16 protein-coding genes and 1 tRNA gene are annotated in these 20,243 nt (G+C 69.3%); 11 read left to right on the top strand and 6 right to left on the bottom strand.

Annotated elements, in window-relative coordinates:
* The first annotated feature begins 28 nt into the window (after positions 1-28).
* Entirely contained in the window at positions 29-877 is an 849-nt protein-coding gene (locus NHL60_RS03695; protein ID WP_253449171.1) for an alpha/beta hydrolase, read from the top strand.
* A gap of 11 nt (positions 878-888) precedes the next feature.
* Positions 889-1,737 (top strand): DUF2279 domain-containing protein, encoded by an 849-nt coding sequence (locus NHL60_RS03700; protein WP_253449173.1) that lies wholly within the window; start codon positions 889-891, stop codon positions 1,735-1,737.
* A gap of 21 nt (positions 1,738-1,758) precedes the next feature.
* Here NHL60_RS03700 and NHL60_RS03705 read toward each other — a convergent pair whose 3' ends face one another.
* Positions 1,759-2,481 (bottom strand): YebC/PmpR family DNA-binding transcriptional regulator, encoded by a 723-nt coding sequence (locus tag NHL60_RS03705; protein ID WP_253449175.1) that lies wholly within the window; start codon positions 2,479-2,481, stop codon positions 1,759-1,761.
* A gap of 178 nt (positions 2,482-2,659) precedes the next feature.
* Between NHL60_RS03705 and NHL60_RS03710 the strand changes: the two genes are divergently transcribed.
* The 3 genes from NHL60_RS03710 to NHL60_RS03720 all read left to right on the top strand — a co-directional run bounded on the left by NHL60_RS03710 (position 2,660) and on the right by NHL60_RS03720 (position 6,123).
* Positions 2,660-3,850: a Xaa-Pro peptidase family protein gene (locus NHL60_RS03710; RefSeq protein WP_253449178.1), complete on the top strand. Its 1,191-nt coding sequence runs from the start codon at positions 2,660-2,662 to the stop codon at positions 3,848-3,850.
* 116 nt (positions 3,851-3,966) lie between these two features.
* The gene (locus tag NHL60_RS03715) at positions 3,967-5,364 is read left to right on the top strand and encodes a uracil-xanthine permease family protein (RefSeq protein WP_253449181.1); all 1,398 of its coding nucleotides are present in this window, start codon (positions 3,967-3,969) and stop codon (positions 5,362-5,364) included.
* Positions 5,365-5,502: 138 nt separating this feature from the next.
* Positions 5,503-6,123 carry a rhomboid family intramembrane serine protease gene (locus NHL60_RS03720; protein WP_253449184.1) on the top strand — a complete coding sequence of 207 codons (621 nt, stop codon included), beginning with the start codon at positions 5,503-5,505 and terminating at the stop codon, positions 6,121-6,123.
* On the opposite strand, the gene NHL60_RS03725 is transcribed toward NHL60_RS03720, so the two are convergent.
* Entirely contained in the window at positions 6,120-7,493 is a 1,374-nt protein-coding gene (locus NHL60_RS03725) for a PhoPQ-activated pathogenicity-related family protein (RefSeq protein WP_253449186.1), read from the bottom strand. The two genes, NHL60_RS03720 and NHL60_RS03725, sit on opposite strands and share 4 nt — an antisense overlap.
* A gap of 265 nt (positions 7,494-7,758) precedes the next feature.
* Between NHL60_RS03725 and NHL60_RS03730 the strand changes: the two genes are divergently transcribed.
* The 3 genes from NHL60_RS03730 (at position 7,759) to NHL60_RS03740 (ending at position 12,209) form a co-directional block, all read left to right on the top strand.
* Positions 7,759-7,977, top strand: coding sequence for a hypothetical protein (locus NHL60_RS03730; protein WP_253449188.1), 219 nt, complete (start codon positions 7,759-7,761; stop codon positions 7,975-7,977).
* A 196-nt stretch (positions 7,978-8,173) separates the two neighbouring features.
* Positions 8,174-11,254, top strand: coding sequence for an EAL domain-containing protein (locus NHL60_RS03735; protein WP_253449190.1), 3,081 nt, complete (start codon positions 8,174-8,176; stop codon positions 11,252-11,254).
* A gap of 202 nt (positions 11,255-11,456) precedes the next feature.
* Complete coding sequence (locus NHL60_RS03740) at positions 11,457-12,209, top strand: SDR family NAD(P)-dependent oxidoreductase (protein ID WP_253449192.1); 753 nt, start codon at positions 11,457-11,459, stop codon at positions 12,207-12,209.
* A gap of 6 nt (positions 12,210-12,215) precedes the next feature.
* Here the strand turns inward: NHL60_RS03740 and NHL60_RS03745 are convergent, their stop codons facing one another.
* The gene (locus tag NHL60_RS03745; protein WP_253449194.1) at positions 12,216-15,734 is read right to left on the bottom strand and encodes a CHASE domain-containing protein; all 3,519 of its coding nucleotides are present in this window, start codon (positions 15,732-15,734) and stop codon (positions 12,216-12,218) included.
* Between the two features lie 158 nt (positions 15,735-15,892).
* Here NHL60_RS03745 and NHL60_RS03750 point away from each other — a divergent pair, with 158 nt between their 5' ends.
* Positions 15,893-16,747 (top strand): bifunctional nuclease domain-containing protein, encoded by an 855-nt coding sequence (locus NHL60_RS03750; protein ID WP_253449196.1) that lies wholly within the window; start codon positions 15,893-15,895, stop codon positions 16,745-16,747.
* Between the two features lie 56 nt (positions 16,748-16,803).
* Entirely contained in the window at positions 16,804-17,190 is a 387-nt protein-coding gene (locus NHL60_RS03755; protein ID WP_253449199.1) for a hypothetical protein, read from the top strand.
* An 85-nt stretch (positions 17,191-17,275) separates the two neighbouring features.
* Here NHL60_RS03755 and NHL60_RS03760 read toward each other — a convergent pair.
* Positions 17,276-17,351, bottom strand: a tRNA-Thr gene (locus NHL60_RS03760).
* A gap of 37 nt (positions 17,352-17,388) precedes the next feature.
* Positions 17,389-18,213, bottom strand: coding sequence for an acyl-CoA thioesterase II (locus tag NHL60_RS03765; protein ID WP_253449202.1), 825 nt, complete (start codon positions 18,211-18,213; stop codon positions 17,389-17,391).
* An 82-nt stretch (positions 18,214-18,295) separates the two neighbouring features.
* Here NHL60_RS03765 and tadA point away from each other — a divergent pair, with 82 nt between their 5' ends.
* Positions 18,296-18,775 (top strand): tRNA adenosine(34) deaminase TadA, encoded by a 480-nt coding sequence (gene tadA, locus NHL60_RS03770; protein WP_110068441.1) that lies wholly within the window; start codon positions 18,296-18,298, stop codon positions 18,773-18,775.
* Here tadA and mltF read toward each other — a convergent pair.
* Positions 18,751-20,211 carry a membrane-bound lytic murein transglycosylase MltF gene (mltF, locus tag NHL60_RS03775; RefSeq protein WP_253449205.1) on the bottom strand — a complete coding sequence of 487 codons (1,461 nt, stop codon included), beginning with the start codon at positions 20,209-20,211 and terminating at the stop codon, positions 18,751-18,753. The genes tadA and mltF overlap by 25 nt on opposite strands.
* Positions 20,212-20,243 lie beyond the last annotated feature (32 nt).

A 20,243-nucleotide genomic window follows, 5' to 3' on the forward strand; every position in this document is an offset into this window, starting at 1 on the left:
AGACGATTGGCAGAGAGGGAGGGTCAGGATGCTGCTGCGCTGGCTTGTCGGGATCGCACTGGTCTATCTGCTGGTGTTGGCGCTGGCCTGGGCCTTCCAGGAGCGGCTGCTCTACCTGCCGCATATGGGCCGCGAGCCCATCGGCACTCCGGCGGATCGCGGCCTGGCCTGGGAGCCGGTGCTCCTCGAGACCGAGGATGGCCTGGCCCTGGACGCCTGGTGGCTGCCCCACGAGCGGCCTCGGGCCAGCCTGCTCTTCCTGCACGGCAATGCCGGCAATATCTCCCACCGCCTCGACTCCCTGGTGCAGTTCCACCGCCTGGGGTTCGCGGTGCTGATCCTCGACTACCGCGGCTATGGCCGCAGCGAGGGGCGTCCCTCCGAGGCGGGGCTGGCGCTGGACGCCATGGCCGGCTGGCGCTGGCTGCGGGAGGAGGCCGGCCAGGCCCCGGAGGAGGTCGTGCTGTTCGGGCGCTCCCTGGGGGCCGCCGTGGCCGCCGAGCTGGCCGAGGAGCGGGAGGCGCAGGGCGAACGGCCGGCGGCGGTGATCCTGGAGTCGCCCTTCCGCTCGGTTCCCGAGCTGGCCCAGCGCGTCTACCCCTTCCTGCCGGCGCGCTGGCTGGCGCGCTTTTCCCACGATACCGAGAGCCACGTCGGGGGCATCACGGCGCCGCTGTTGGTGATCCATAGCCGCGACGACGAGATCATCCCCTTCGCCGAGGGCGAGGCCGTCTACCGGGCGGCGCGTGACCCGAAGCGCCTGCTCGAGATCCGCGGCGGCCACAACACCGGCTTCCTGGAGAGCGAGCCGGACTACTCTGAAGGGATCGACGGCTTCCTGGTCGAGGTCGGCGGGCTCGACCGGCCCGGCGAGTGAGGAGGTGATCCATGGGGGCATGGCAAGCGTGCCGGCGTGGCGGATCGGCCCTGGCGGCGGCACTGCTGCTGGCGCTGCCTGCGGGCGGCTGGGCCGGCGATGACGCGGACGGCTGGAGCCGCGAGCGCAAGGCCTTCTGGCTCAATGGGGCCATCGTCGGCGGCGTCACCGCCTACGGCTTCGGCGTCTGGAACTGGGGGGAGTCGAGCTTTCGCACCGAGAGCGAGGGCTGGTTCGGCCGCGACACCGCCTCGGGGGGCGCCGACAAGCTGGGCCACGCCTATGCCGGCGCGGTCTCCACGGCGATCGCCGCGAGCCTCTACCGGCGCTGGGGCTATGCGGAGCGTGAGGCCGCGCGGCTGGGGGCCTTCAGCGGCCTGCTGTTGACCACCACGGTGGAGGTGGGCGATGGCTTCTCGCCGGACCATGGCTTCAGCTGGGAGGACCAGGTGGCCAATATGGCCGGGGTGGGGCTCGAGTACCTGCGCCTGCGCTACCCCGAATGGGGGGAGCGGGTGCAGTTCCGCTGGGAGTACTTCCCCTCGCCGGCCATGCGCGACGGCCGTGAGTATGACATCACCACCGACTATTCGGGCTCTCGCTGGCTGCTGGCCTTCCCGCTGCAGGCCTGGGGCGCCGGGGAGACGCCGCTGCGCTGGGTGGAGCTGCAGGCCGGCTACGGCACCCGCGGCTACTCCTCCACCGATCGCGACTATTTCGATGCGCCCTCACGGCACCCCTTCATCGGCGTGGGGATCCATGTGCCGCTGGTGCTGGGGCGCATGGGCGCCCCGGCAGGGGTGCAGCGCGTCTTCGAGTACGTGCAGGTGCCGGGTACCGCCTGGCCGCTGCCGCCCTGAGCGGGCGGCAGCAAGAGAGCGTTACTCGGGCAGCTCGGCGTTGTGGAAGACGTTCTGGACGTCGTCCAGCTCGTTGAGCATATCGAGGAATTTCTCGAACATCGCCACGTCGTCGCCTTCGATGGGGGTGGTGGTCTGGGGCACGAACTGGATCTCGTCCACCTCGAAGTCGAGCTCGCCGAAGGCGTCGAGCAGCGCCTGCTTGGCCTTGGCATATTCGGTATGCGGGGCGAAGACGGTGATCTGGCCCGCCTCGTTCTCGATGTCGGTGACGTCGACATCGGCCTCCATCAGCGCCTCCAGGGTGGCCTCCTCGTCGTCGCCCTTGAAGGCGAGGATGGCGCAGTGGTCGAACATGTGGCTGACGGTGCCCGGGGTGCCGATCTTGCTCTTGGTCTTGGTGAAGCAGGCGCGCACGTCGCCGAAGGTGCGGTTGGGGTTGTCGGTCAGGCAGTCGACGATGACCATCACATTGCCCGGCGCGAAACCCTCATAGCGGGCCGGGGAGAAGTCCTCGCCGCCCACGCCGCTGGCCTTGTCCAGGGCCTTCTCGATGACGTGGCTGGGTACCTGGTCCTTCTTGGCGCGCTCGATCAGCCCGCGCAGGCTGAGGTTGCCGGCGGGATCGGTGCCGCCCTGCTTGGCGACCACATAGATCTCGCGGCCGTACTTGCTGTAGACCTTGGTCTTGGCAGCGGCCGTCTTGGCCATGGATTCCTTGCGGTTCTGAAAGGCCCGTCCCATATCGTTGTCCTGTAGCGTTCAACACGAGGCTGGATTCTACGAAACCGGGCCGGAGGCGAACAGGGATATTTTCGCTTCCTTCCGCTGGTCTGCGTCGGGTCCGGGGCTACACTGCCGATAGCCCGAGCGCCCCGCTCAGGCTGGCGCTCAAGCGCCCCGCCTTCGCCGGAGAGCCTTCATGGATCACCACGCCTATCGCCACGCCCTGGCCGTTCACCTTGCCGGTGCCGAGCTGCCCTTCGCTCCCGCCGAGTTCGCGGCCCGCCTGGCCCGGGTTCGCGCCGCCATGGGCAGGGCGGGCCTGGAGGCGCTGCTGCTCACCGACCCCGCCGATATCTTCTACCTGACCGGCTATCACACCTTCGAGGTCTCGGTGCACACCGCCCTGGTGGTCTCGGCCGACCGGCGGGTGCTGCAGGTGCCCTCCATCGAGACCGGCCCGGCGGTGGTCACCGCCGAGGTGGACGAGATCCTCGGCTACCGCTGGGAGGGGATCGAGGAGGTGATCGCCCCGCTGGCCGAGACGCTCTCGCCCTTCCGGCGCATCGGGCTGGATGCCTTCGGGGCCGGGCTGCGCTTCGGGGTGATCCGCGAGCTGCAGGCGCGGCTCGGTGCCGAGCGCTTCTCCGACGACGGCGGGGCCCTGCTCGATGCCATCCGCCTGGTCAAGACGCCGGCGGAGCTCGACTGCCTGCGCGAGAGCGCGGGGATCACCGCCGCCGGCCTCGCCGCCGCCGAGGCGGTGATCGCTCCGGGCGTCACCGACAACGAGGTGGCCGCCGAGGGCGCCCGGGCCATGCTGGCGGCCGGCGGGGAGTTCATGAGCCTGCAGCCCATCGTCACCAGCGGGCGGCGCATCAGCGTGATCCACGTCAACCACAAGCGCACCGTCATCGAGGCGGGGGATCCGGTGTTCCTGGAGTTCGGCTCGGCCTTCCAGCGCTACACGGCTCCCATGATGCGCACCGCCGTGGCGGGCCGGGCGACCCCCGAGATGCAGGCGGTCCGCGACCTCTGTCGGACGCTGTTCGAAACGCTCACTGCCGAGATGCGCCCCGGCAACACCTTCGATGCGACGGCCCGGGCCGCCGAGGCGGTGCTCGCCCCCCACGCTGAGCGGCTCTTCTTCTCGGGGGTGTTCGGCTATGCGGTGGGCGCCCAGTTTCCGCCCAGCTGGGTAGAGGGCACCGGCTACATCGCTCGCGGCCAGCCGCGCGAGTTCGCCGAGGACATGGTCTTCCACCTGCCGCTCTGCCTGCGCCTGCCAGGGCAGTGGGGGGTCGGCCTGAGCGATACCGTCAGGGTCACCTTCCGCGGCGCAGTCCCCATTACCGACAATGACTGGCGGCTGGCAGAGGCCTTCGGCTGAGACATTGGTCTACATTGGCGTATTTTTAGTATACAAAAGTTGTGTACACCCTGGCTCTTGGCTAGGCTCAGTCATCGCGACCCCAACCAACGACAAGAATCGCGATGAGCCCCCCGATGAGCACACCACATCCTAGCCAGTCCGTCTTCGACTTCCATGGCCGGCCGCCCCTGGCCAGGGCCCTGCCGCTCTCCTTCCAGCACATCCTGGCGATGATCATGGGCACGGTGACCGTGCCGATCATCGTGGTCGGTGCCGCCGGCGGCAGCCTGGCCGAGCAGATGCTGCTGATCCAGATCTCGCTGATCGCCTCGGCGCTGGCTACCCTGATCCAGCTCTACGGCGTGGGGCGCTTCGGCGCCCGGCTGCCGACCATCTTCGGCGTGGGCTTCGCCTATGTGCCCACCCTGGTCGCCGTGGGTGCCCAGTACGGCATCGGCGGGATCCTCGGTGCCCAGGTGGTGGGCGGCCTGGCGATGATTCTGGTGGGGCTCTTCATTACCCGCATCCGCCACCTCTTTCCCCCCATCGTGGCGGGGGTGGTGGTGCTGGTGATCGGCCTCTCGCTGTATGACATCGCCATCCACTACATGTCCGGCGGGGTGGGCGCCAGCGACTATGGCGACCCGCAGAACTGGCTGGTTGCCCTGGTGACCCTGGGGGTGGTGCTGGGGGTCTCCCAGTTCGCCCGGGGCTTCATGAAGCTGGCGGCGATCATCTGCGGCATCGGGGTGGGCTATGCGCTGTCCCTGGCGCTGGGCATGGTGGACTTCACTCCGGTGCGCGAGGCGGGCTGGTTCAGCGCCCCGCGGCTGATGCCCTTTGAGCTCGAGTTTCACGCCGCCGCCATCCTCTCGGTGGTGATCATCTGCGTGGTCAACTCGGTGCAGACCATCGGCGACCTCTCCGCCACCTCGGTGGGGGGCATGAACCGCGAGCCCACCACCCGGGAGCTGTTCGGCGGGCTGCTGGGCAACGGCGCCACCACCGCGGTCGGCTCCTTCTTCGGCGCCATGCCCACCTCCTCCTACAGCCAGAACGTGGGCATCGTGGCGATGACCAAGGTGGTCAGCCGCTTCGTGCTGGCGCTGGCCGCGCTCTTCCTGCTGGTGGCGGGGCTGGTGCCCAAGTTCGGTGCCGTGATGACCACCATTCCCTACCCGGTGCTGGGCGGGGCCACCATCACGGTGTTCGGCATGATCACCATGACCGGTATCCAGCTGATCACCCGGGACGAGCTGTCGGCGCGCAACATGACCATCGCCAGTCTCGCCCTGGCGCTGAGCATGGGGGTCTATGCGGTACCCGAGGCGATCGGCCAGCTCCCGGCGATGCTGCAGCTGGTGGTGGGCGGCTCGCCCATCGTGGTCGCCGCCCTGGTGGCCTTCACCCTCAACCTGGTGCTGCCGAAGCGCAGCCTGGCCGACGAGGCCGCCGAGCGTGAGGCCCTGGCCAGGGCGATGGCCGAGGAGGAAACGGCCGCTCGGCCGGCACGCCGCGCCGAGGCCTCCTGAGGGTGTGCCCCGGGTTGGTCCGGGGCACCAATGGCGGCTCGCCGCGGTCTGAGCCGAGAACCCTGACGATGCTGCCGAGCCTGGCTCGCCGGCTTTCCGCGCCGGCAAGGCAGCGCGTCCTTCTCGGGAGGTCCGTGCATGAGCATGACGCTGCTGCTGGTTCTCGTGACCACGGCGGTGACCCTGGCGGCCTGGGTCTGGCCCCGGCTGCACGCGGCGCTGGTCTACTGGCCGCCCGGCGTGGCACGGGGGCAGTGGTGGCGGCTGCTGGGCCACGGCTTCATCCACGCCGACGGCACCCATCTGCTGTTCAACATGATCACCCTCTACTTCTTCGGCACGGTGATGGAGCTGGTGCTGACGCCGCGCATCGGGCCCTTTGGCTTTCTGCTCTTCTACCTGTCGGGGCTGCTGGTGGCGATCCTGCCCACCCATCTGCGCCACCGTCACGATATGCGTTTTCTCAGCCTGGGCGCCTCCGGAGCCGTGGCGGCGCTGCTGTTTGCCTATATCCTGCTGCGGCCCTGGTCGCTGCTCTTCGTGCTCTTCGTGCCGGTGCCGGCGATCCTCTTCGCGGCGGCCTATGTGGTCTACTCCCTGCGTGCCCAGCGGCGCGGAGGCGATCGCATCAACCACAGTGCGCACCTGTGGGGCGGCGTCTGGGGCGTTGCCTTCATGCTTGCCCTGGAGCCGGCGCTGGCCCTGCGCTTTCTCGATGCGGTCACGTCGCCTGCCAGCGGCAGCCTCTGGCAGGGTTAGCTGCCCCGAGGTTCGGGGCAGCGGTCACTATCGGAGGCGCCCGCCTCATGGCCGATTACCTGCACGGTGGTGGAGAGGGTCAGCCGCTCCCCGGGCGTCTCGGTGAACAGCAGTTCGCCGAACAGCGCCAGGTAGCCGCTCTCGGGGTAGGGCAGTGCGAGGGCTAGCTCCCCGTCGCCGGCCTCAAGGGGGTGGGGGTCCCAGCGGGCCTCGCGGAAGTCGCGCGTCGGCGCCTGTGCCACCCAGGCCCGGGCCTCGTCGACGGGTTCGGAGGCGCGCACCCGCAGCGCCACCCGCTCCTCCTCGCAGTGGTACGTCCAGGCCAGCGCCGGCAGCGGCTCGCCACGGCTCACGCGGCGGTGGAAAGCCACCAGGCTCGGCAGCAGGCGGGCATAGTCGCGCAGCCGGTGGCCCTGGTTGGGCAGGTAGAGCAGATGGCGGGGCTCGGGCAGGGCATCCCAGTAGAGGTTGAGGGCGTCCACCGGCCAGTAGGCGTCGTTGCTGGCCAGCACCAGCAGCTTGGGCTGGGTCAGGCGCTCCCGGTAGCGGTAGGGGTCGACCATGGCCTGCAAGGCGCGGCCCGCCTCGCTGTCGAGCCGGGCATCGATACCGCGCTGGGTATAGTCGGCGATCTGCGGTGAAGGAGCCCCCCACACTCGGCGCTGGTGGGCCAGCTGCGGCTCCATGTCGAGGATATCGAACACCATGGGGGCCTGGGCCGCCACCCGCGGGTCCACCGCGGTGGTGAGCCAGGTGGTCCAGCCGCGCTTGGAGGCGCCGGTCAGGGTGAAGGTCTCGAGAGGGGCCTCCCAGTCGGCGGTCAGCGCCTGCAGGGCATCCATGGCGCGCACCGCGCTGTTGACCATGGGCAGCAGCAACGGCCAGTCGGCCTCTTCGGGGGCGTCGAGAAAGCGCAGGAAGGTCTCGGCGATCAGGGAGTCCTCGGTCAGCCCGCCCAGCAGCGGCTGGAAGGGCACCTGGCGCAGCACCGCCACCGGCGTCTCCAACGCCCGGGCCAGGGCCACGAAGCGTGCGGCGTCCCGCGGCGGCTCCCGGGAGGGCTCGCCCACGGTCGGCCAGGTGCCGCTGCCGATGAACAGCAGGGCGTGGCGGTCGCCCTGCCCCTCGGTGGGGTCGATCAGCCAAAGCTGATGGTGCCAGAGGGTGTCGCGCCAGCGCTGGGAAGTCAGTTCGATCAGCCGGGTCTCGGTGCCGAGGAGGCGGTGTCGAGCGACCTCCTCCCAGTGAAAGGCCGCATCCGGCCTTGCCACATAGGCCTCGAGTGCCGTGTCCGGTGAGCGGGCGGGCGTGTCGTCCGCTTCAGCGGCGAGGGGCAGCAGGCAGGCGAGGAGCAGGATCGCGAGTCGCATGGGCGAGGGCTTCCGCAGGGAGTCTCCTGCAGCATAGCGAATCCCGCCGGGCCTCGCGGTATCGTGGCGAGGACTATTGCTTTTACCGGTGCGGTGTCGGCGAAAGGAGGAGAAGCAGCCCGGGGTGATGTCGCCATCTGCGACACCCCTGGCCCGCACTCGGCGAGCCGCTATGACTACACTGTGGCCAGGGAGTGACTCCCTGCCCCGACCCCGGTGCCTGACGGTGCCGGTGCTTCTTAATGTCCATCCAGGAGGGTGTCTCATGACACAGACAGTAACGGCGGCCTATGGCAGCGCCAACAAGGCGGTCAATGCCTATGACGAGCTGGTCTCCGAGGGCTATCCCCGGGAGAAACTCTACTTCGACAGAGACAGCAATGAGGTCAAGGTGATCGTGCCCGATGCATCAAGGCCCGAGATCGAGGAGATCCTCGCCCGCCATGAGCCTGACGAGATCCGGGCGCGCCCCTACGAAGACTGAGAGAGGCGCGGGGAGGGGAGCGCGGAAGCCTTTCGGACAGCCGAGTGCCGGGCTGTACAACGGCCTCTCGGCCGCAGGCTGGTGTCTCCCGGCAGCTTAAGCGGTACCCTCCCGTCTGCCGAAGCGGCACAATTCCACCGTGGACGTTACACTGCCGAGGAGTCCACCCCCCACGACACGCAAGGATCGCTGAGCGATGACCGCCGCTTTGGATGACGACCCGGTCGAGCGCCGCAACCGCAAGGATCGCCGTATCGCCATTGCCCTCTATGTGGTGGGCATGCTCGTCCTCTTCGCTACCCTGGCCGGCTTCCTGTTCGACCAGTACCAGCGCGACATGCAGGCGGCTAGGGAGCGCACGGCGGCCCGTGCCGACCTGGTGGCGGAGTGGGTGGCCGGCATCTTCTCGGTCAGTGAGGCCGCGCTGACGGGCATGACAGAGGTGCTGGAGCCACCGCAACGCCAGCGCCTGTTCGGGGAGCCGCTGGTAGTCGAGCAGGCCGAGGAGTTTCTGGCCCGGCGGCGCGAGAGCCTGGGGCTCATCGACAAGGTGAGCCTCATCGATGAGGGCGGCCGGGTGGTCGCCTCCTCCAGCCCCCTGCATCCGCCCGGATTCGACATGTCGGGCCTGCCCTTCTTCCGCCTGATGCAGGCGCAGCCGTCCCGAGAGGCCCTGGTGACGCCGCTGCTCTGGTCGGCGCTGGAGCGTCGCCAGGTGGTGGTGCTGCTGCGCCGCCTCGCCGGCGGTGGAACGGTGATGATTCAGCTGGACCCCGCCGTCTTCGGTCAGACCCTCGATGACCTGAGCCTGACGAGGGGCGAGAGCATCGCCATCATCGATACCGGGATGCGACTGGTGGCACGCCGCCCCGGGGTGGGCGAAGCAGGGGCAGAAGAGGAGGCGGGCGGGGTGCTGGGGCGGCGGATCGAGGAGCCCCTGACCCAGGCGTTCATCCAGAGCGGAGAGGCGAGAACCCACTTGCGTACCGCCTCCCCCCTGGACGGCAGCGATCGGCTCTACACCATGCGACGCCTCGATGACCTGCCCTTCGTGGTGGTGGTGGGGGAGGGGCTGGACGTGCTGCTCAGCGACTGGTCCTACCGGCTGTGGGTGCGGGTGATGGTCGGCCTGCTGGTCATGGGGCTGGGGGGGCTGGTGCTGCGGCACTACCTCAATCGACTGCGCCTGGAGGAGGAGATGCGCCGGCAGGCCCGGGAGCGCGAGCTGGCGCGTCGCGATGCTCGCAGCCGGGAGGCGCGCCTGCAGGCCCTGGTGAGCTCGATCCAGGACATTATCTTCGTGTTCGACGCCGAGGGGCGCTTCACCTATGTGCACGCCGCTGATCCCGCTGAGCTGATGGCCGATGCCGCCTCCTTCCTGCAGCGTCACTACCGCGAGGTGCTGCCGGCCCCCATGGCCCGTCAGCTCGACGAGGCCTTCGAGACGCTGCGGCGAGGCGACGGGCCGGTAGAGTACGACTACACCCTGCACCTGCACGGTGAGCCGCGCCAGTTTCACTCGGTGCTTAGCCCGCTGCGGGAGCCTGGAGAGGGAGCGGGCGGTGCCCTGGCGCTGGTGCGAGACGTGACCGATGAGCGCGCCACCGAGGCGCAGCTGCGCATCGCCGCCACCGCCTTCGAGACCCACCTGGGCATGCTGATCACCGATGGCAACAGCCGCATCCTGAAGGTCAACGAGACCTTCACCCGTATCACCGGCTATAGCGAGGCGGAGGTGCTGGGCAGGAACCCGCGCCTGCTGTCGTCGGGCCTCCACGACGGGGCCTTCTATCGGCGGCTGTGGCGCAGCGTGCTGAGCAGCGGCAGCTGGCAGGGGGAGGTTTGGAACCGCCGCAAGAACGGCGAGGTGTTCCCCGAGTGGCTGACCCTCTCCGCGGTGCGTGATACCGAGGGGAAGCCGACCCATTTCGTGGCGACCTTCAGCGACCTTACCGAGCGCAAGGCCGCCGAGGAGGAGATCCACCAGCTGGCCTTCTTCGACCCCTTGACCGGCCTGCCGAACCGCCGGCTGATGCTCGACCGCCTGGAGATGACCCTCAAGGACAGCTATCGCAGCGGCCAGATCGGGGCGCTGATCTTCGTTGACCTGGACCACTTCAAGCAGGTCAACGATACGCTTGGCCACCACGCCGGCGACCAGCTGCTGAGGGAGGTGGCCCATCGCTATGAGGAGGCGCTGCGGGAGACGGATACCCTGGCTCGGCTGGGCGGTGACGAGTTTGCCGTGCTGCTTCACGATCTGGGGAGCGATCCGGATGCCGTGGCGGTGATCGCCGAACGGGTCGCCAACAAGCTGCTGGCGGTGATGCAGACGCCGATACGCCTGGGTGAGGAGCGGGTCAGCGTGTCGGCGAGCCTGGGCATTACCCTGTTCCGCGACCATGAGACGACCCTCGACGAGATCCTGCAGCAGGCCGATATGGCGCTGTTCCAGGCCAAGGCGGCTGGACGCAATACCCTGGCCTTCTTCGACCCCGACATGCAGGTGCGGCTGCAGGCCCGCGCCCGCCTGGAGGCGGACCTGAGGCAGGCGCTGCCCAATGGCGAACTGCGTCTGCACTACCAGCCCCAGGTAGATGATCGGGGCCGGCCCGTGGGGGCCGAGGCGCTGGTGCGCTGGATGCACCCGGTGCGCGGTCAGGTCTCTCCCGGCGAGTTCATTCCCCTGGCCGAGGAGAACCGGCTGATCGTTGCGATCGGCTTCTGGGTGCTGGAACAGGCCTGTCGTCAACTGGCGGCCTGGGCGGCCGATCCGGCACGCTCGGCGCTGAGTCTCTCCGTTAACGTCAGTCCGCGTCAGTTCCGCGAGCCGGACTTCGTGGAACGCGTGCTGGAATGCCTCGAGACGACAGGCGCCCCGGCCAACCGCCTCAAGCTCGAGGTGACCGAAAGCCTCTTTCTCGAGGGGCGGGAGGCGGCCCGGGAACGCATGCTGCGCCTGCGTGAGTACGGCGTGCGCTTCTCGCTGGATGATTTCGGCACCGGCTACTCCTCGCTGGCCTATCTCAAGCGCTTGCCCCTGGACCAGCTCAAGATCGACCAGTCCTTCGTGTGCGACCTGCTGGAGGATGAGGCCAGCGAGGCGATCGTCGCCAGTACCATCGCCCTGGCGCAGAGCCTGCGGCTGGAGGTGGTGGCAGAGGGAGTGGAGAACGAGGCTCAGCGCGACTGGCTGCTGGCACACGGCTGCCGCACCTTCCAGGGCTACCTGTTTGCCCGACCTGCGCCTCTGGAGGCCCTCGACCTGGACGCCTGATCACGCCTCGGCCTGCCCCGGGAGGGCAGCGGCTGGGAGCTGCGCCGGACCACTCGCTGGCACGAATTGATGCGCGTCAAGACAGGCTGGGGATCCCTCTGTCCCGCTGATGAACCGTTAGGGGGTCGCTATCGGCCCCGGCTACACTGGGTCGGCGGGGCAGGCTGTCCCGCTCTGTTCATCATCAACAGGGAGTGACCCTATGCGCATGCAGGGAAAGAACGTGATCGTGACCGGCGGTGCCAGCGGCATCGGGCTTGCCAGCATCGAGCGCTGCCTGGAGGAGGGTGCCAACGCGGTGATCGCCGACCTCGAGGGCAGCGAGGGCGCCGCCCGGGCGGCCGAGCTCGACGGCAAGCACGGCGGGCGCTGCCTGTTCAAGGTGTGCGACGTGACCGATACCGCCCAGGTGGACCGGCTCTTCGAGGAGAGCGTGGCGGAACTCGGCAGCGTGGATGCAGTGTTCAACAATGCCGGTATCGGTGGCATCACGCCCTCGGACGAGGTCACCGACGAGGAGTATCTGCGCATCATCGACATCAATCTCAACGGCGTCTTCCGGGTGGCTCGGGCCGCGCTGCGGGTGATGTATCGCCAGGGCAGCGGCAGCATCGTCAACTGCGCCTCCATCCTGGGCATGGTCGGCCAGTCCCAGACCGCCGCCTATACCGCGGCCAAGGGTGGCGTGGTCAACATGACGCGCACCCTGGGCATCGAAGCGGCGCCGAAGGGCGTAAGGGTCAACGGCATCGGCCCGGGCTATATCGACACGCCGCTGCTTGCGGCGCTGGACGAGGAACTGCTGCAGGGGCTGATCAGCATGCACCCCATCGGCCGCCTGGGCCGTTCGGAGGAGGTGGCCAACGCCTTCCTGTTCCTGGCCAGCGACGAGGCGAGTTTCATCACCGGCACCACCCTGATGGTCGACGGCGGCTTTACCGCCGGCAAGTCCTAGTCTCGCTCAGCCCTCGGGAGCGTCGAGCAGCGCCTCCAGCATGGCCAGCAGGTCGTCGCTCATGGCGTTCAACGCGGCCAGCTGCGCCATGGCGTCGTCCTGCCGGCCGCGATGGTGCAGGGCCACCAGGGTCTTGGCTCTGCTGTGGATGCGCTGGTGCTGACGTCGGATGGGCTCGCTGTCGAAGGGGCGCCGGTCGCAGCTGAGCTTGACCCAGTGGCGCAGCTGGCACGCCGACGCCGCCAGGGCCGGCGTCCCGCCGCTGTCGTTCAGGGCGGCGGTCAGCTGCTGGCGCCAGGCGCGATGCTCGACGCTGGCATACAGCAGGGGCAGCCGAGCCCGGCTCACGGGCGCCAGTCGTGCCCAGTGCGCCGGCGGCTGCCAGTGAGCCAGCCAGTCGGGGAGGGCCTCGGCGGGCATCGGACGCGCGATGCCGTGGCCCTGGCCCAGCTCGCACCCCAGGCGCAGCAGCAGGTCGCCGTGGCGGGTAGACTCCACCCCTTCCGCGATGACCCGGCGACCGAAGGCGTCGGCCAGCCCCAGGACCCCCTCGAGGATCTTGATATCCTCGGGGACCTTGAGGATGTCGCGGATAAAGGACTGGTCGACCTTGATGGTGCCCGCCGGCAGGCGCTTGAGATAGGTCAGCGAGGAGTAGCCGCTGCCGAAGTCGTCCAGTGAAACATCGACCCCGGCCCGGCGGCACGCCGCCAGACGGTCGGCGATCAGGGCCAGATCGCCCAGGGCGCTGGTTTCCAGCACCTCGAGCTCCAGCATGCCCGGGGGCAGCTCGGGGTGCTCGGCAAGCAACCGGCCCAGGCGCTCGGGGAGCTCCCGCTGACGCAGCTGGCGGGCGCCGACATTCACGCTGACGGGCACGTTCAGCCCGCTACGGTACCAGGCCGCCGCCTGGGCCAGGGCGGTACGCATGACCCACTCGCCCAGCGCTTCCGCCAGGGCGTGCTCCTCCATGCCGGGCAGGAAGCTGCTGGGCAGCAGCAGCCCCCGTGCCGGATGCTGCCAGCGCAGCAGCGCCTCGACGCCGACTACCGCCCCCGTGCGCAGGTTGACCTTGGGCTGGTAGTGCAGCAGCAGCTCGCCGTCCTCCAGCGCCTGCTGTAGCCTGCCCAGGCTTTCATGCTGGCTGCGCAGGTAGCGGTCATGCTCCGCATCGAAGAGGTGGTAGCGGCCCTTGCCGGCGAGCTTGGCCTGGTACATGGCCTGGTCGGCCTGGCGCAGGAGCTGCTCGGCCTCCATGGGCTCCGCCTGGGGGTAGAAGGTCACGCCGAGGCTGGCGTTGACCGACAGCTCCTGACCTTCGTGGGATACCGGCAGGGCAGCCGCTTCGAGCAGGCGCTCGAGCAGGGGCGTGGCCGAGGCGCGGTCGTTAAGCTCCCGCAGCACGGCGACGAACTCGTCGCCGCCCAGGCGCGCCAGGGTATCGCCCTCGCGCAGGACCCTCTTGAGCCGATGGGAGAGTGTGGTCAGCAGCTGGTCGCCGGCGGCGTGGCCGTGGCGGTCGTTGACGGCCTTGAAGCCGTCCAGATCCAGGTAGGCCAGGGCCAGCAGGCTGCCGCGGCGTGACTCCTGGGTCATGGCCTGATCGAGGCGATCCGCCAGCAGCGCCCGGTTGGGGAGGCCGGTCAGGGCGTCGTGATGGGCCAGCTGCTCGAGCCGCTGCTCCTGCTCCTTGAGCAGGGTGATATCGCTGGCGATGCCAAGCAGGCCGACGATCTCTTCGCCATCGTGAATCGGCGTCCTGATGTCCAGATAGACGCGGCGTTCGCCACCGGGGTCGGTGAGGATCACCTCCTCGGTCACCTGGTCGCCGTGCAGCACCCTGGCATCGGTCCGGCGCTGCTGGTGGGCCAGTTCTCCGGGCAGAAAGCGGCTGGCGTCGCTGCCGATCAGCGCCTCTTCCGTACAGCCCAGCAGCGCCAGGGCGGCGCGGTTGGCGTAGCTGTAGCGGCTGTCGGCGTCCTTCATGTAGACGGGTGAGTCGACGTGGTCCAGGGCTTCCCGCAGGCGCTCGGTCTCGGCGTGGGCGCAGCGCAGTGCCATCTCGATCTCCTTGCGTTCGGTCGTATCGCTGATCACGCCGTACCAGGTGGTGCTGCCGTCGGGTTCGCGCTGGGGCAGAGCGTCGCCGGAGAGCCACCGCTGGCGGCCGTCGTCGAGGCGCACCCGATACTCATGGCGCCAGGGAGTCAGGGTCTCGGCGGAGTGCTGGATAGAACTCCGGAAGGCATCCAGGTCATCGGGGTGAATGATGGCGAAGGCGGGGGCGGCATCCTCCTTGAGGGCGTCCGGGGAGACGCCGTAGACGTGCTGCATGCTCGAGCTGGCATAGGGAAACCAGGAGCGGCCGTCGGGGGCCAGGCGGTATTCATAGACCACGCCGGGCACCCGGTCGGCAATGGTCTGCAGTCGCCCCAGCAGGCTGGCAAGCTCGGCTTCGCGGTCGCGGATGGCGAGGGTCAGCCTGTCGCTGATGCGCAGGGCCCGGGTGCGGGTGGTCAGTAGGGAGAGCAGCAGGGCGCAGAGCAGGCCGGTCAGGGCCAGGCCTGCGGCCAGAGTCAGCCAGGCGCTGAGGCTCGGCACAGCCCCCTCCGGGTCCAGGTGGTCGAAGTCGAGCCACCAGGTACGGCCGTTGAAGTCGACCCGGCGCTGCTGGGAGAAGATGCTGGCTCGTGCCGGGTCGCTGGCCGGGGCATGGCTCTGATAGAGCAGGGCCTCTGGTGTCCGGCGCTCTCCGTCGTAGAGGCGCAGGGCCAAGGCGCCCTGCGAGCCCTGGTCCCAGGCGGCGAGGATGCCCTGCATCAGGTCGTGCATCCGGTAGGGAATATAGACCCAGCCCTCCAGCGCCTGGTGCCGCTGGGCCAGACTGTCGAGCGGCTCGCCCCGGCGATAGACCGGTACATACATCAGGGTGCCGGGCTGTACATCCTCGTCGGTCTCCTGGACCAGCTGTACTCTGGCACTCAGGGCGGCTCGGCCGGTATCTCGCGCCTGTTCCATGGCCGCACGGCGCACCGGCTCCGAGTAGGTGTCATAGCCCAGGGCGCGCCGGTTGCGTTCGTTCAGCGGCTCCAGGTAGACGACGGCGGCATAGGTGTCCCGCTGCCCCGGGGGGTGGACGCGGTAGTCGGCCAGGCCTTCGGCGCGCATCTCGGCTTCGTGGGCCTCCAGCCCGGCCGGCGATATCCGTCGGGCGTAGCCGATGCCCTGGATATTTCCCAGGGCATCGGTCGCGTGAAGCTTGTCGATAAAGGTGCGCCACCCGTCTCGGCTGACCTCCTCCGAGGCCTCGAAGAGGCCCGCCGCGCCGCGCAGCACCAGCGCATAGGCGGCCAGGCGCTCCTCGATGCGCGCGGTCACCCGGTCGGCGGTAAAGGCGAAGCGCTGCAGGGCCTCCTCCGCGCTGCTCTGCCGCACCTGGTGGGCGGCGAACAGGGAGAGACAGGCCCCGCCAAGGGCGATCAGCCATAGCCACAGGGGCGGGCGAGTGCGGAGCAGTGTGCGCATGGGCCTGACCTGACGGGGCGGGCTGCCTGAGATAGCTGCAGCTTACGTTGCCTTGGACAGTCTGTCTGCAGGGATGCGGCAAACAGGCTGGGGGTATAGGCTGAAGGCGTCGTGACCCCGCTGCCCTGAGTCGGGGCGGCAAGATGAGGAGTGCTGCCATGATGATGACCCTGCTGCGTCCGCTGCTGCCCTTCGGCGCTGCCCTGCTGCTGACCCTGGGCAGCGCTGCCCAGGCCCGGGAGCTGGCCGCACCCCAGGACACGATGGTCGAGGTGGAGGTGGCCACGGTGGGCATGTCGGGGGTGGCCGGAGTGCCGGTGGTGCTGCTGCGCGAGCCGGGGGCCCGGGAGGTGATCCCGATCTATATCGGCGTGACCGAGGCGCGCGCCATCCTGCGCGCCCTGGCCGGCGAGCGCGGCCCGCGGCCGATGACTCACGAGCTGCTGGGTGATGTGCTGGAGGGTGTCGAGGTAACGCTGACGCGGGTCTATGTGGATGCCCTCACCGAGAGTACCTTCCTGGGCATGCTGGAGCTGACGCTGCCCGGCCGTGAGGCGCCGGTGCATATCGATAGCCGCCCCAGCGATGCCATCGCCCTGGCGCTGAAGGCCGGGGCCAGCATCCATGTGGCGCCGGAGGTGCTGGAGGCGGCCCGGCAGATCGAGTTTCAGGGCTTGGACGATCAGGTGGTGGTGGCGCTGGGCATCACGGTGACGCCGCTGGACGAGGACCTGCGCGAGGCCCTGGGCCTGCCGGACCGGGCCGGGGTGCTGGTCAGCGACGTCAGCGGTGAGGCCGCGGCGGCGGGGCTTGCCCCCGGGGACCTGTTGCTGGAGGTCAACGGCGAGACGCCCGAGACGCCGATGCACTTCCTGGAGCTGGTGCGCGACACGCCCCGGGACGCCCCTGCCCGGCTGCGGGTCTGGCAGCAGGGCGAGATCCTCGAGGTGGAGCTCTCCACCGAGGTGCCGACACCCGCTCCGCGGCGTCGCGCCCCAAGGCTTGAGGCCTGAGTCGAACTTGGCAGCCGGCGCCGGGCGGGCAAGAATGGGCGCCAGGAGGATTGCCCATGCTTGTTTCATTGATTGCTGCCGGCCTGCTCGGCGCCCCCGCCCTTGCCGCCGACGCGCCTGACAAGGTCGATCTGACCGCCCTGGAAGCCCATCACCGGGAGCTGCTCTCCTGCGACCGCCTGACCGGCCACTGGCTCCAGGAGGATGAGTACATGGCGATGCACACCGCCATCGGCGACTCCCGGCAGCGCCTGGAGGCGCTGCGCCCCATGCCCTTCAGCGAAGAGGAGTTCCCGGCGGGCGCGGCCGACCTGACCATCGGCGAGACTCGCTACACCGGTGATGACGTCGCGCGGATGAAGGAGACGCCCGGCGAGGCCGATGTGCGCGAGGCCTACCTCACCATCCGCCCGCACTGCATGCGGCTGATCGGCTACTTCTGACGCGCCTTGGGCTCGACAAGATGGCCACCGCGGTAAGCCGCGGTGGCCATCTTGTCGGAAGGGGAGGTGCCGCAAAAGAAAGGGGTGGTGCCGCAAAGAGGAGTCGAACCTCCGACCTACGCATTACGAGTGCGTTGCTCTACCAGCTGAGCTATTGCGGCGCCTGTCGTGATGGTAGCGCCGCCGAGGGCGCTTCGGCTAGCCCTCGGCGGGCCTGCGCAGCCGAGTCAGTCCCTCCTGGGCGGCGGAGGCCACCAGACGGCCCTGGCGGTCGTAGATGGCGCCGCGGGTGAACCCGCGGGCGCCGCCGGCCCAGGGGCTGTCCATGTCGTAGAGCAGCCAGTCGTTGACGCGCACGTCGTGGTGGCACCAGAGCGCATGGTCGAGGCTGGCGATCTGCAGCCCGGGGTCGCGATAGTCGAGCCCGTGGGGCACCAGGGCGGTGGTCAGCAGGTTGAAGTCGGAGCTGTAGGCCAGCAGGGAGCGGTGGAGTGCGGGGGCGTTGGGGAGCTCGCCGGCCAGGCGGAACCACACCCGCTTGTGCGCCGGCTCGCCCGCCTGGTGCTCCTCGCCGGCCAGCAGGAACTCGATGGGGTGGTCGTCGAAGCGCACCAGGCGGTGCCCCGTATCGGCCAGCTGCTCCGGCGGCGCCACCTCGGGCATGGTGGGCTGGTGGTCCAGGCCCGCCTCCTCGCCGTGGAAGGAGGCGCTGCAGAAGAAGATCGGCCGGCCCTTCTGGATGGCGGTGACCCGGCGGGTGGTAAAGCTGCCGCCGTCGCGCACGGCGTCTACCTGATAGACTACCGGGCGGCGCGCATCCCCCGGGCGCAGGAAGTAGCCGTGCAGGGAGTGGGCGCGCCGGGAGGCGTCGACGGTCTGGGTGGCCGCCGAGAGCGCCTGGCCCAGTACCTGGCCGCCGAACAGCTGGGGCAGGCCAAGATCCTGGCTGGCGCCGCGGAACAGGTTCTCCTCTAGGGGCTCGAGGGCCAGCAGGCCCACCAGGGCGTCGAGAGCGTTGGACATGCGCGAGATCTCCAGGGGCAGTCGGGGCCTGCGGGCCCTCTCATACGGACGTTTCAGATCAGTCTACATGGAGTCGAGGCCGTTGCGCAGCGATGAGTTCTACATGCACCGGGCGCTGGACCAGGCCCGCCAGGGGCTGGCCGCCGGTGAAGTGCCGGTGGGTGCCGTGGTGGTGAATGCCGAAGGCGAGATCGTCGGCGCCGGCTACAATGCGCCGGTGGCGGGGTGCGACCCCAGCGCCCATGCCGAGATTCGCGCCCTGCGCGATGCCGGTGCGCGGCTCGGCAACTATCGCCTCGACGGCTGCACCCTCTATGTGACCCTGGAGCCCTGTCTGATGTGCACCGGGGCGATCATTCATGCCCGGCTGGCCCGGGTGGTCTACGGCGCGGCGGAGCCGCGAACCGGCATGGTGGAGTCCAGGGCCAACCTCTTTGCCCAGCCCTGGTACAACCACCGAGTGGTCGTGGAGGGTGGGGTGCTGGCCACCCGCGCTTCCCGGCTGCTCAAGGCGTTCTTCGCCGCCCGGCGGGAAGATCAGGGCGGCGCTCCCACCAGCTGAAGCAGCTTCTCCTCTTCGTCATCCGGCAGCCTGGCATTGAGCAGGTAGAACTGCTGCTGGTTGCGGTCCACATAGCTGAGTATCTCGTGGTAGCGGCGAATATTGCGCACATAGATCACCGGCTCGCCGCCCCGGGCGTAGCCGTGGCGGGTCTGGCGGTACCATTCGCGCTCCTGCAGCAGCGGCAGCGACTCGCGTACGTCGGCCCAGCGGTTCGGGTCACCGCCGCGCTGCTCGGTGATGCGCCGAGCGTCGTAGAGATGGCCCAGCCCCACGTTGTAGGCGGCCATGGCCATGAAGAGGCGGTCCTCTCCCCGTATCGACTCCGGCAGGCGATCCTTTAGCTCGCGCAGATAGCGGGCGCCGCCCTGGATGCTCTGGGCGGGGTCGAGGCGGTCGGAAACGCCAAGATCCCCGGCGGTGGGCAGGGTCAGCATCATCAGCCCGCGAACGCCGGTAGGGGAGGTGGCCTCGGGGTCCCAGTGGGACTCCTGGTAGCCCAGGGCGGCCAGCAGTTTCCAGTCGAATCCGGCCTGGCGGGCCGCCTCCTGGAACAGCTCGGTGTAGGCGGGCAGGCGGGCGTGGGCGTGCTGGATGAAGGTGCGTGCGCCGACGTACTCCAGGTAATCATCGTGGCCGAAGTAGCGTGCCACCAGGGCGTCGAGTTCGCCCTCCTCGTGAAGCGCCTGGAGAAAGCCGTTGGCCGCCTCCGCCAGTGCCAGTCCTCCGTCTGCCGGGAAGGCCCAGGCCAGGGAGAGCGGGTCACCCAGCGAGAAGCCGCGCTCCACGCCGGGAAAGAAGAGCCGGTTGAGGCGAAACTGGTGCTCGAAGATCACCGCCGCATCGAGACGCTCATCCTCGATCAGGCGCAGCAGCTCGGCCACTTCGAGCTCCTGGAAGGCCAGCCAGTTGAGCCCCGGGTGCTCGGCCTCGAGTTCGCCAAGGACCAGGTCGGTACCGGCGCCGGCCAGGGTGCCAAGAGTCAGGCCAGTCAGCCGCTCCGGGCCGTTCACCGAGGGCAGGCCGCGCCGGTAGACCACCACCGGCTGCAGCTCGAGGATCGGGCGGCTGAAGATCACGCCCTCGGCTGTCGGCGTCAGCGGCAGGGCGGCGGCGCCAAGGTCTCCCTCGGTGCGGACCGCCTCGAGGACGCTGGCGATCTGGTGGTCCGAGCGCAGCGAGAGGCTGATACCCAGATGGGCGGCAAAGCGTCGCGCCAACTCATACTCGAAGCCGGTGGGCCCCTCGCGCCCTTCGTAGTAGGTGGTGGGGGTGTTGCGGGTATGCACCTGCAGGAACTCCCGCGCCAGGGCTTCATCGAGGCGGCGTCCATCCGGCGTGCCGGGGGGAGAGGGCCAGAGGCCGAGTGCCAGGACGGCGAGCAGGGCAAGATGGCCGCGCCGGCGGCGCAGGGGGGGAATCAGGGTCGGAAGCATGCGGGTGACGGCTGGCGGAGACGACCCCTCAC

The organism is Halomonas sp. Y3, assembly GCF_024137965.1.
GTDB classification, from domain to species: Bacteria; Pseudomonadota; Gammaproteobacteria; order Pseudomonadales; family Halomonadaceae; genus Halomonas; species Halomonas mongoliensis.

What these genes read in the sequence shown, in the direction of transcription:
- NHL60_RS03695 (WP_253449171.1), top strand. Translation starts at nt 29, where the DNA reads ATGCTGCTGCGCTGGCTTGTCGGGATCGCACTGGTCTATCTGCTGGTG.
- NHL60_RS03700 (WP_253449173.1), top strand. Translation starts at nt 889, where the DNA reads ATGGGGGCATGGCAAGCGTGCCGGCGTGGCGGATCGGCCCTGGCGGCG.
- NHL60_RS03705 (WP_253449175.1), bottom strand. Translation starts at nt 2,481, where the DNA reads ATGGGACGGGCCTTTCAGAACCGCAAGGAATCCATGGCCAAGACGGCC.
- NHL60_RS03710 (WP_253449178.1), top strand. Translation starts at nt 2,660, where the DNA reads ATGGATCACCACGCCTATCGCCACGCCCTGGCCGTTCACCTTGCCGGT.
- NHL60_RS03715 (WP_253449181.1), top strand. Translation starts at nt 3,967, where the DNA reads ATGAGCACACCACATCCTAGCCAGTCCGTCTTCGACTTCCATGGCCGG.
- NHL60_RS03720 (WP_253449184.1), top strand. Translation starts at nt 5,503, where the DNA reads ATGAGCATGACGCTGCTGCTGGTTCTCGTGACCACGGCGGTGACCCTG.
- NHL60_RS03725 (WP_253449186.1), bottom strand. Translation starts at nt 7,493, where the DNA reads ATGCGACTCGCGATCCTGCTCCTCGCCTGCCTGCTGCCCCTCGCCGCT.
- NHL60_RS03730 (WP_253449188.1), top strand. Translation starts at nt 7,759, where the DNA reads ATGACACAGACAGTAACGGCGGCCTATGGCAGCGCCAACAAGGCGGTC.
- NHL60_RS03735 (WP_253449190.1), top strand. Translation starts at nt 8,174, where the DNA reads ATGACCGCCGCTTTGGATGACGACCCGGTCGAGCGCCGCAACCGCAAG.
- NHL60_RS03740 (WP_253449192.1), top strand. Translation starts at nt 11,457, where the DNA reads ATGCGCATGCAGGGAAAGAACGTGATCGTGACCGGCGGTGCCAGCGGC.
- NHL60_RS03745 (WP_253449194.1), bottom strand. Translation starts at nt 15,734, where the DNA reads ATGCGCACACTGCTCCGCACTCGCCCGCCCCTGTGGCTATGGCTGATC.
- NHL60_RS03750 (WP_253449196.1), top strand. Translation starts at nt 15,893, where the DNA reads ATGATGATGACCCTGCTGCGTCCGCTGCTGCCCTTCGGCGCTGCCCTG.
- NHL60_RS03755 (WP_253449199.1), top strand. Translation starts at nt 16,804, where the DNA reads ATGCTTGTTTCATTGATTGCTGCCGGCCTGCTCGGCGCCCCCGCCCTT.
- NHL60_RS03765 (WP_253449202.1), bottom strand. Translation starts at nt 18,213, where the DNA reads ATGTCCAACGCTCTCGACGCCCTGGTGGGCCTGCTGGCCCTCGAGCCC.
- mltF (WP_253449205.1), bottom strand. Translation starts at nt 20,211, where the DNA reads ATGCTTCCGACCCTGATTCCCCCCCTGCGCCGCCGGCGCGGCCATCTT.